The 10,820-nt window shown below is 52.0% G+C and carries 11 protein-coding genes and 1 pseudogene; 4 read left to right on the forward strand and 8 right to left on the reverse strand.

All coding sequences use genetic code 11. The features are described 5' to 3' along the window. The 8 genes and pseudogenes from AACZ40_RS25180 to atpD all read right to left on the reverse strand — a co-directional run. Window positions 1–915 (reverse strand): annotated as a pseudogene (locus AACZ40_RS25180) (F0F1 ATP synthase subunit alpha); the annotation flags it as partial. 33 nt (window positions 916–948) lie between these two features. Then, window positions 949–1,746 carry a hypothetical protein gene (locus tag AACZ40_RS25185; RefSeq protein ID WP_291169026.1) on the reverse strand — a complete coding sequence of 266 codons (798 nt, stop codon included), beginning with the start codon at window positions 1,744–1,746 and terminating at the stop codon, window positions 949–951. Window positions 1,747–1,776: 30 nt separating this feature from the next. Further along, the gene (locus AACZ40_RS25190) at window positions 1,777–2,055 is read right to left on the reverse strand and encodes a F0F1 ATP synthase subunit C (RefSeq protein WP_291169024.1); all 279 of its coding nucleotides are present in this window, start codon (window positions 2,053–2,055) and stop codon (window positions 1,777–1,779) included. 11 nt (window positions 2,056–2,066) lie between these two features. Continuing rightward, entirely contained in the window at window positions 2,067–2,774 is a 708-nt protein-coding gene (locus AACZ40_RS25195) for a F0F1 ATP synthase subunit A (RefSeq protein WP_291169022.1), read from the reverse strand. Next, on the reverse strand, window positions 2,775–3,092 hold the full coding sequence (locus AACZ40_RS25200; protein WP_291169020.1) for an ATP synthase subunit I: 318 nt from the start codon (window positions 3,090–3,092) through the stop codon (window positions 2,775–2,777). Beyond that, complete coding sequence (locus AACZ40_RS25205) at window positions 3,089–3,451, reverse strand: AtpZ/AtpI family protein (protein WP_291169019.1); 363 nt, start codon at window positions 3,449–3,451, stop codon at window positions 3,089–3,091. Before AACZ40_RS25205 ends, AACZ40_RS25200 begins: the two co-directional genes overlap by 4 nt. Next, window positions 3,444–3,839 carry a F0F1 ATP synthase subunit epsilon gene (locus tag AACZ40_RS25210; RefSeq protein ID WP_291169016.1) on the reverse strand — a complete coding sequence of 132 codons (396 nt, stop codon included), beginning with the start codon at window positions 3,837–3,839 and terminating at the stop codon, window positions 3,444–3,446. The genes AACZ40_RS25205 and AACZ40_RS25210 overlap by 8 nt, the downstream gene beginning before the upstream one ends. Continuing rightward, complete coding sequence (gene atpD / locus AACZ40_RS25215; RefSeq protein ID WP_291169014.1) at window positions 3,836–5,251, reverse strand: F0F1 ATP synthase subunit beta; 1,416 nt, start codon at window positions 5,249–5,251, stop codon at window positions 3,836–3,838. The genes AACZ40_RS25210 and atpD overlap by 4 nt, the downstream gene beginning before the upstream one ends. A gap of 350 nt (window positions 5,252–5,601) precedes the next feature. On the opposite strand from atpD, the gene ppsA reads away from it, so the two are divergent. The 4 genes from ppsA to AACZ40_RS25235 all read left to right on the forward strand — a co-directional run. Continuing rightward, entirely contained in the window at window positions 5,602–8,049 is a 2,448-nt protein-coding gene (ppsA, locus tag AACZ40_RS25220; protein ID WP_291169012.1) for a phosphoenolpyruvate synthase, read from the forward strand. Beyond that, complete coding sequence (locus AACZ40_RS25225) at window positions 8,046–8,543, forward strand: hemerythrin domain-containing protein (RefSeq protein ID WP_291169010.1); 498 nt, start codon at window positions 8,046–8,048, stop codon at window positions 8,541–8,543. The genes ppsA and AACZ40_RS25225 overlap by 4 nt, the downstream gene beginning before the upstream one ends. Before the next feature lie 233 nt (window positions 8,544–8,776). Further along, window positions 8,777–9,709: a histone deacetylase gene (locus AACZ40_RS25230; protein WP_291169007.1), complete on the forward strand. Its 933-nt coding sequence runs from the start codon at window positions 8,777–8,779 to the stop codon at window positions 9,707–9,709. A 52-nt stretch (window positions 9,710–9,761) separates the two neighbouring features. After that, window positions 9,762–10,820 (forward strand): CoA-binding protein (locus tag AACZ40_RS25235; protein WP_339676325.1); only part of this gene is annotated, 1,059 nt, incomplete at its 3' end.

Here is a 10,820-nt window from a genome sequence, read left to right on the forward strand (position 1 = left end):
TTCCAGCAGACGTGAATGCAGGTAGAAGATGTCGCCGGGGAATGCTTCACGCCCTGGTGGGCGTCTGAGGAGCAGGGATAATTCCCGGTAAGCACGGGCGTGTGACGTCAGGTCATCATAGATCACGAGTACATCCTGCCCTCGGTCCATAAAATATTCACCCAGGGTGGTAGCCGCATACGGGGCGACAAACTGCAGTCCCGGCGGGGCGTCGCTCTCACCCACGACCACGGTAGTGTATTCCAATGCGCCGTGAGTACGCAGGTCGTCGATCACTTTGGCGACGGCTGTATTCCGCTGGCCGATCGCGCAGTAGATACAGATGACATCCTTGTTTTTCTGGTTGAGTATTGTATCAAGGGCGATCGCTGTTTTGCCTGTCTGTCGATCTCCCAGGATCAGTTCACGCTGACCGCGGCCGATGGGGATCAGGGCATCGATGACTTTCAAACCGGTCTGCAGAGGAACCGTGACAGGAGCCCGGTCGATAATGGGGGCCGGGTCGCGTTCATAGGGTCTGCGTTCGGCAGCTGTGATCGGACCACGACCATCCAGCGGTCGCCCGACCGGGTCGATGACACGACCTATTAGCGATTCGCCCACAGGTACATCAAGCAAGCGGTGCGTTCGCCTGACTTCATCCCCGGCAGTGAGTTGTTCTCCGTGGTCGAGCAGTACGACCCCGACCTCATGTTCATCCAGATTTAAGGCCAGGCCCAGGATGTGATGGGGGAACTGCAACAGTTCTTCTGACTGCACATTCGGTAAGCCGCTGATCCGGGCATGGCTGCGACCGACATAAGTAACTTTTCCGATTTCGATCAGTCGCGGTGTAAAATCATGCTGACTTAATACATTGCCAAATTGATCAAACGTGGAGTGGATCAAGGATTTAATATCGGGACTATGATTCATTGATATGGCCTGAGTGATTTTCGACGCACAATATTATTCTTTCGGTTTGATCTCTGATTCCGGGTCGATTGAAATGACATCATTGAGAGAACGAACAAATTCTTCTTCCAGTTCTTCCAGCGACTCCTGCAGATTCCATGAGATTTTGTAGCCAGCCAGATGTAGGTCGATTCCACAAATCAGTTCGGGATTCTCGCGAAAACGAATTCCCACTTCCGGGCTGAGATAATCGTGTATCAAATCCGTAATCTTCTTGCGGTCGGATTGAGTCAGTTCGAAGGCACTTTCGACCAGCATTTGCGGGTCTGACGATTCCAGCTTCGCGAGAAATTCCTTTTTATGTGTTGCATCAATCTGCCTGATACGATTCATGAAAACGGCAATCGTCTGCTGTTGCAGATCGGAGTCAGCCAGTTCTTTGAGGATTCTGTGGCTCATTTGATGCATGTGTGCTGCCATGCGCAAGCGGGCTTCCTTTAAGAAAGATTCGCGTTCGCGGTGCAGGGCGCGAAACCACTCAGTTTTTTCCTGATCGATGTCCGAGCGCGCCTGCTTCAGATGCTGTTCCTTCCAGATCTGAATTTCTTTTCCAGCCTCAGCCAGTAATTCCTCCCGGGCATGAGCCAGGTCTTCGGTCTGTTGTTGATAACGGGCCAGTTCGGTTTCTGCCTCACGTTGCGCAGCGGTGGCTGCTTCGTGTTCTGCTGTAATCTGTTGTTCCCGTTCCGCCATCGCATTCAGCACCGGCTTATAAAGGAAATGGGACAACAGCCAGACCAGGACCAGAAAGTTAAGAATCTGAGCAGTAAAAGTAAACCAGTCGATGGACATTCCGTTTTCCTGTTGAATCTGTCAGTAAGACTATCTGGAGGTTGCCTGTAGAAAGTGATTCCAGAACGGGTTGGCAAAGATCAGAATCATGGAAATCACAAAACAGTAAATCGCCGTCGATTCCACCATTGCCAGCCCGACAAACAGGGTCCGTGTAATCGTGCTGGCTTCATCGGGCTGTTGTGCAATGGCGCTTAACGCCTGGGCAAGGGCTCTGCCTTCACCCAGCGCCGGACCAACGGATCCAATGGCGATGGTTATCCCCGCTGTGAAAATTGAAACTGCTGCAATCACCGTGTTCGCGTCCATAGACTGCTCCTTTAAGTATTTTGTTTTGAATGTTCTTCAGGTTGTTCGTTTAAGTCATGAGTCACTTGTGTGGCTGATGCGATGTAAACCATCGCCAGTACCGAAAAGATATAAGCCTGGATGATGCCGGTGAGCAGACCAAATGCCTGCATCAGAATCGGGACAAACAGGGGGACAAAGCCCAGTAGAATCGCTCCGATGACACTGCCACTCATGATGTTCCCGTAAAGACGTACCGCCAGAGCCAGTGTCCTCGACAATTCACCGATAATATTAAATGGCAACATCAGAAAAGTGGGGCGGATATACTGCTTCAGGTAATCAGCCAGTCCCTGTCGGGCTATCCCGTAGATGGGGACGGCAACAAACACACAGGTTGCCAGTGCGGCTGTAGTGGAAATGGAACTGGTCGGGGCATGGTAACCGGGTACGATGGATAGAATATTGGAGACCACAATGAATAAAAACAGTGTGCCCACAAAAGGGAGGAAGGGACCAGGATCCTGTTGACTGACTTCCTGAATCTGGTTCCGCAAACCTGTGACCAGTACTTCAAGCAGGTTCTGACCACGTGACAGGCGGGTGCTGGTACTCAGCCGGCGCGTGATGAGCCAGGAGCCGCAAGTCAACAGCCCCATGACCAGCCAGGTAAACAGAATGGTTCTGTTCAGAATCAGAAATTCCCACTGCCAGAGTGGTTCATCGGGCGACATATTCATTTAGGCTGATTTTCCTGAGAAAGTCGGTTGATCTGTTCTGATCATGCGTGTGCAAATCATGCGGGCAAGAATGAAGCCGACCAGGCAGACCGCCAGGCGTTGCCAGCGCAACGATTCATCCAGCCAGACGCCGATGAACCAGAAACCGGAAATGGCCAGACAGGTTCTGGCCAGGGCCGAAGCCAGGAATAATAAAGCGGGATGTGAAACCTTCTGCAGATTGCGAATAGTCAGCCAGAGCCCACCAAAAAACAGCGTTCCCAGAAGCATGCCGAAAGTCAGACTCGCGAACAGTTGTAACAACAGTGTAAAACTCATTTTTTTATTTCTCCTTCTTTATGGATCCATTTCCAGGCATTCAAACATCCCAGAGTGACTCCTCCAATCAGCAGCATCAAAGTCCAGGAAAACGGACCAGGCCAGCGGGAGTCGATCCACGCCCCCAGCATCGCTCCCAGTACAGCCGGGATGGTAACGGACCAGCCAATCAGACCAAACATTCCGAATCCGAACCAGATCGTATGGTGTTTTTCACGTTGTGCTTTGAGTTTTCGTGCTTCCTGCGAGGCAATCCGGTGTTCAATATGAGATTGCTCATGCAGGTGCAGGGGACCTCTCTGGAAATCGCGATTGTCGAAATCGTTTTCATTATCGGGATCGGGTTGATTATCAGACATCACTGCCGACTCCCTGTTTGACAAAGTGCCTGAGGATATCAGCTTCCAGCTTGGCGATTGCCGAACGAACGAGACGCTCTCGGTCATGCTGCGCTTCAAACTGATCAGCAACCTTCTGGCGGAGTGTGCCCAGGTCTTCACCCTGGACGGCATAAATTGTGGAAACTCGCACATCAGCTCCGGTTTTAGTGAGTATTCCGCCACCGATTCCCAGGTACCTTTCGCTGTGCAGTTCGTCCACAAACGTCAGGATGCCCGGAAGCAGGGCGGAGACAAAATCAACGTGTCGGGGCAACAGGCAAAACGAACCGTTTTCTGCTTCCGCAATCACCTTTTTGACAGGCTGGTCAATCAGAATTTCAGTGGGTAACAGAACTTTCAGATTCATGCGGTACTGCCTTTTTTCACTTCATCAATGGAACCTGTCATGTACAGAGCCCGCTCCGACACATTATAAAACTCATCATTCAAAATGCGTTCACACCCATCTAACGTTTCTTCCAGTGTAACAAATTTACCTTCATAACCGGTGAACTGTTCTGTGCTGAAAAAAGGCTGTGTCAGGAAACGTTCAATCCGGCGGGCACGATTGACAATGCGTCGGTCTTCACGCGACAGTTCTTCCAGACCCAGCATTGCGATAATGTCTTTCAAATCTTCATAGTTAGCCAGGGTTCCACGTACCGCTTGCGCTACCTGATAATGATGATCACCGACGATAGGCGGCATCAGCATTTTTGAGCTGGAATTCAACAGGTCGATGGCCGGGTACAGGCCTTCAGAGGCTCGCCTGCGGGAGAGCACGACTGATGTGGAAAGGTGCGCGAATGTATGAACTGCAGAAGGGTCGGTGAAGTCGTCTGCCGGTACGTAGACCGCCTGCACCGAAGTAATCGAACCGCTGGTGGTCGTGCAGATCCGTTCTTCCAGTTCCGCCAGATCGGAGGCGAGTGTCGGCTGATAGCCTACCCGGGAAGGGAGTTCGCCCATTAATCCGGAAACTTCCATTCCGGCCTGAATGAAACGGAAAATATTGTCAATCAGCAGCAGCACATCCTGTCGTTGATCGTCCCGGAAATATTCGGCCATGGTGAGCGCTGCATGTCCCACGCGATAGCGGGCTCCCGGCGGTTCATTCATCTGGCCGAAGACCATAATGGTGCTGTCGAGGACTCCCGCGTCCTGCATTTCGCGATAGAGCTCTTCTGCTTCGCGACAACGTTCTCCGATTCCACAAAACAGGCTGACCCCTTTGTGAGCCCCGACGACATTGTGAATCAGTTCTGTAATCAGAACGGTTTTGCCGACGCCGGCGCCCCCAAACAGGCCTGCTTTTCCACCCCGCTCCAGAGGCGAAAGCAGGTCGATGGCTTTGATCCCGGTGCTGAAAATTTCTGAACGGGGAGGGCGTTCCACCAGCGCAGGAGACTGGTGATGGATGGACCGCCAGAGTTCGGATTCCAGGGGGGGGCCGGTATCGATTGTCTGGCCGAAAACATTCAGCATTCTTCCCAGCAACGCAGGTCCGACAGGAACTTTCAGCGGATGCCCCGTGTCCAGAACCTGGGCACCGCGAGAGAGGCCTCGGGTCGAGTTCAAAGCGATTCCGCGGACCCTCTGATCGGATAGCTGGGTCAGGACTTCGATGATGATTTCCTGTTGATCGCCAGTGTGCAGTTCACTTTGCACGGGAGGTAAATGCCGGGGGAAGCTGATATCGACTACGCTCCCTCTGACTGAAAGAACCGTCCCTAAATTCCGTTCTTCTGACTCGATCAACTGCTGCATGAAATCAGGCATCCTTTCTTCCGAAGCGGGTGTCTCATAATGATCCAGCAGGAGGACGACGTTGTGTTTACTGTGGTTTGACTCTGGTATTATCTTTGACAATGAATGATTATGCGGTAGAACTCAATAGTGTGGAATTTCAATCAGTTCTCTTTTTGAGAAATTGTACCGAGTTGACTTCAATCTGGTGGATTCCCCTACCCCTGAATCGGGTTCTACCTGTATTGGGTTCCTCTGGGTTCTGGTAAAGTACCCGGGACAACTTTTAACATTCTGAATGGTTCTACCTCGGAAATGTGCTTTTCCGTTTGGTCAAATAGCAAATTTGTTGAAAACTGACTACCAGGACAGGGAGTGGCAAAATGGCGTTACAGGAGCCGTTGATTCTGTGGTTTGGTGATATTGGAATTGCCGACGTACCTTCGGTGGGGGGGAAGAACGCTTCACTGGGGGAAATGTACTGTCATTTAAATTCAGAAGGAATTACCGTTCCCAACGGTTTTGCCACGACGGCTGCTGCTTATCGTTTCTTTCTGGCTGAGACCGGACTGGATCAGCAGATCAGGGAGATCCTGCAGGATCTGGATACCGCCGACATTACCAATCTTCAACAGCATGGCCTGGAGGTCCGGCACGCGATTCTCTCTGCCGAGATGCCGACTGCATTACAGACTGAGATTCTGCAGGCATATGACAGGCTGGGTGAAGCTTTACCGGGCGGAATCGATGTCGCTGTCCGCAGTAGTGCGACCGCGGAAGATCTACCCGATGCCAGTTTCGCCGGACAACAGGAATCGTACCTGAATGTACGTGGGGCCGCTCCCTTGCTGGAAACCTGTCGTCGCTGCTTTGCTTCGCTGTTTACGGATCGGGCAATCTCCTACCGGACAGAAAAGGGTTTCGATCATTTCGACATCGCACTTTCGATTGGAATTCAACGCATGGTGCGTTCGGATCTGGCAGCTTCAGGCGTCATGTTTTCGATTGATACGGAAACCGGCTTTAAAGATGCCGTTCTGATCAATGCTGCTTACGGGCTGGGGGAAAACATTGTCCAGGGGAGTGTGAACCCGGATGAGTTTTATGTGTTCAAGCCGACGTTGAAGCAGGGTTTTCAACCGATTTTGAAAAAAACGCTGGGTTCCAAAGAGTTCAAACTGATCTACGACTCGGGGGGCGGGAAGATGACACGAAACGTTCCCGTTGATCCGGTCGACAGGAAACACTTCGCGATTACCGATGAAGAGATTCTCACGCTCAGCCGCTGGGCCATGCGGATTGAAGAGCATTACTCTTCGGTGCAGAAACGACATTGCCCCATGGATATTGAATGGGCCAAGGATGGAAAAACCGGGGAACTGTTCATCGTGCAGGCGCGACCGGAGACCATTCATGGAAACCCACAGTCGCAGACTCTGCAGACTTATCATTTAAAAAAACGGGGTCGTGTGTTGATTTCGGGGCACAGTGTCGGAGAACGTATCGGCCATGGAGTTGCCCGGGTTATCGAGAGTGCAAAAAACCTGAATGAAGTGCAACCGGGAGATGTGCTGATCACGGACCGTACTGATCCGGACTGGGAACCGGTGATGAAAATAGCAGCTGCCATTATTACCAATCGCGGAGGTCGAACCTGCCATGCCGCAATCATCAGCCGGGAACTGGGAGTACCGGCAATAGTAGGGGCAGAAAAAGCGACCACCGCAATTCTTTCGGGTCAGATGGTGACTGTCTCCTGTGCTGAAGGAGATACAGGCTATGTGTATGACGGTCAGCTGGATTATGAGGTCCAGGAAATCAACCTGGACCGCTTACCTGAAACCAGAACCAGTGTGAAAATAATTGCAGGGAATCCCAACGAAGCATTTCGACTTTCCCTGCTGCCCAGTGATGGTGTCGGCCTGGCGCGGATGGAATTTATTATCAATTCATTCATACGAATTCATCCGATGGCCTTACTGGAATACAACCAGTTAAAAGATCCGATATTAAAGGAGGAAATTGATCGGCTGACACCCGGCTACACAGATAAACCGGCATTCTTTGTGGACACTCTGGCGCAGGGGGTCGGCATGATCGCGGCTGCGTTTTATCCGCGCGAAGTCATCGTGCGGATGAGTGACTTCAAGACGAATGAATATGCCAACCTGATCGGGGGGGCGAAATACGAGCCCGAGGAAGAAAATCCGATGATCGGCTTCCGGGGGGCATCCCGTTACTATCATCCCCGTTACCGGGAGGCTTTTGGTCTGGAATGCCAGGCGATGCGCAAAGTACGCGAAACGATGGGCCTGAAAAATATGAAACTGATGATTCCTTTCTGCCGTACCGTAGCGGAAGGCAAAAAGGTGCTGGAGGAAATGGCACGCCATGGTTTACACAGGGGAGAAGACGGGCTTGAAGTTTACATCATGTGCGAAATACCCAGCAATGTCATCCAGGCGGAAGCGTTTGCAGAAATCTTTGATGGATTTTCGATCGGTTCCAATGATCTGACCCAGTTGACACTGGGAGTGGATCGCGATTCTGAAGTTGTTGCGTCAATCTTTGATGAACGGGACCCGGCCGTAATGGAGTCGCTGGCGGTTGCCATTCAACGCGTGAAAGCAGCCGGGAAAAAGATTGGTATTTGTGGCCAGGCTCCCAGCGACTATCCGGAAATCGCGGAATTTCTGGTGAAGCAGGGGATTGACAGTATCTCCCTGAATCCGGATGCCGTTATCAAAACGGTAACGCGTATCGCAGAAGTAGAAGCGGAACTGGCCTCGTGTAATTCTGTTTCAGGAATAGAAAGTGACAAACTGTTATGAAACATCGAGATCGAATGCAGCCGGAGGGGGTCGGGGAAGCGAAAAAAAAATCACACAAGCATTTGCAGTATCTACTGGATGGCCACGAACAGATACTGCTACATATTAAGGAGCTGAATCACTGGTGGAGCGAACTGGATGAACGTGGTTTACCAAAATATGGTGAAATGGGAACCCGCGTTGAAGGTTTACGGGATCTGCTCTCGAAACATTTTCGTGATGAAGAGCAGGAGGGGTATTTTAAACCACTCATGGATGAATCGCCCGGTTTCTGTATCATGGTTCCGGATTTTCAAAAAAAACATAAAGAATTCCTGAAACGGCTCGACGATTTCGGGGCACGCTTAAAGCAGTCAGAGCCTCCCTTTCAAAACTGGAATGAAGCCTTGCAGGAACTTCAGAGATTGCTGGCGGAACTGCGGGTTCATGAAAATGAGGAAATCCAGCATGTCCGCGAGGCGTTCGAAAAAGCTGCCCCCGACCAGACGAAGTAAGGAATCTGGCATTGGCCGAACTGTTTACTGGCAGCATTGTGTCCGGGTTCTCCTCGGCACTGCATTTTACGTTCTATATTCAGAAGTTCGCAGGGCGTTTCCTCTCGCCGGTCATTGTTGTATGCTCATGTCGTTCCAAGACGGCAAGTCATATTAAACTGTTGCCTGCTCATGCTGCCGGATTGTGCCGCTGCTTGAAAGTGCCTGAAATTGAAGACGGAAGAGATCTGTCCATGACCATACTCTATTCAGACCCGGTTTTCCTGAAACATGATACGGGAGATCTTCCGGAAAATGCCGCCCGCATTCTGCCCGCGATGAGACGAGCGAGCCAGCTTGCCATGCACGCACACTTGCGTCAGCGGTCATGGACTGAGGTCTCCGATGCGGTACTGGAACGCGTTCATTCGCAGCAGTACATTCGTTTTGTGAAAGAGTTCTGTGAACAGGGGGGCGGTCACATTGCGGAAGATACTGTTGTTTGCCCTGATTCGTACGGAGTAGCGCGAATGGCAGTCGGTGCTGTCTGCGATGCGGTGGAGCAGGTCGTTCAAGGCAAGGCAGAGCGGGCATTCTGCCTGGTGCGGCCACCCGGACATCATGCTGCCCCTGAGTCGGCGCTCGGCTTTTGTCTGTTCAACAATGTGGCCGTGGGGGCGCGTCTGGCGATTGAGGAACTGGGGCTGGAACGGGTTCTGATTGTTGACTGGGACGTACATCATGGGGATGGTACGCAGGAAATCTTCTGGGAAGATGGTCAGGTCGGGTTCCTGTCGATCCATCGTTCGTCCTTTTATCAAAATACAGGAACTGCCGCTGAAACGGGGGCCGGGAAAGGGCTGGGGACCACCTTGAATGTTCCGGTTGAATCTGGCACGTCCCGGGAACACTATTGTGAGCTGTTCACAGCGGCTGTCGAACAACTGGCCGCGCACATCAGACCCCAACTGGTGCTGATCAGTGCGGGCTTTGATGCTCATAAAGACGATCCGATCGGATCACTGGGGCTGGAGAGTGAAGATTATGCCAGGCTGACCCGGGTCGTACTTCAGATGGCAGACGTGCATGCGAATGGTCGTGTTGTGAGTGTACTGGAAGGGGGATACAACCCCGGTGCGCTGGCAGATAGTATTGAACATCATTTACTGGAAATGGCATCTACCTGAATTCAGAGAAACACTCTTCAGGCAGATCACATCACAGCAGAAATAATTAACCATGCCGATTCGGAACCTTGATAAGATATTTCGTCCCCGCAGGATTGCCGTAGTGGGAGCCAGCCAACGTCAGCTGAGTGTCGGACAGACAGTATTTCAGAACCTGATTACAGGTGGATTCAGCGGTGAGATCTATCCCGTGAATCCCCGGCATACTCAGTTAGGCGCGCATACCTGTTATCGATCAGTGCAGGAACTGCCTGAGCCCGTCGATCTGGCTGTAATCTGTACTCCTGCTCATACGATTCCTGAAGTGATTGAACAGTGTGGGAGAGCAGGCATCCGGGGAATTGTGATTCTGTCAGCCGGTTTTCGTGAAACGGGGACTGCAGGCAGAAAACTGGAACAGCAGGTTCTGAGTATTGCCAGGCAGTTCTCCGGAATGCGGATTATCGGGCCGAACTGCCTGGGAATCATGGCTCCCTACGTCAATCTGAATGCCAGTTTTGCCACGGATATGCCCCTCACCGGAAATGTGGCCTTCATCTCCCAGTCGGGCGCGTTGTGTACTGCTGTGCTGGATTGGGCCTTGCAGGAAAAGATTGGGTTTTCTCATTTTGTCTCAGTGGGGAATATGCTGGACGTCGGGATTGCTGACCTGATTGATTACTTTGCCCTGGATCAACAAACGAAGTCAATCATTCTGTATGTCGAGTCAATCACCGAAGCGCGTCAGTTCATGTCGGCAGCGCGGGCGTTTACCAAAAACAAACCGATCATTGCGTATAAAGCCGGGCGGTTTCAGGAGTCTGCCAAGGCGGCGGCCTCCCATACGGGAGCGATGGCAGGTGTCGATGCTGTTTATGAAGCGGCGTTTGCCCGTGCAGGGATCGTGCGTGTCTTTGAACTCGATGACCTGTTTGACTGTGCTGAATTACTCGCGCGACAACGACCTCCGCGTGGTGACCGCCTGGCGATTGTCACCAATGCCGGCGGCCCAGGTGTCATGGCCACCGATGCGTTACTGGCGCGAGACGGAGTGCTGGCAACGCTATCAGCAGAAACCATCGAACGGCTGAATGCGGTGGACGCGGAGCTGAAGGCACTGCGGGCGGAGCGG

The organism is uncultured Gimesia sp. (assembly GCF_963972345.1).
In the GTDB taxonomy this organism is placed as follows: Bacteria; Planctomycetota; Planctomycetia; order Planctomycetales; family Planctomycetaceae; genus Gimesia.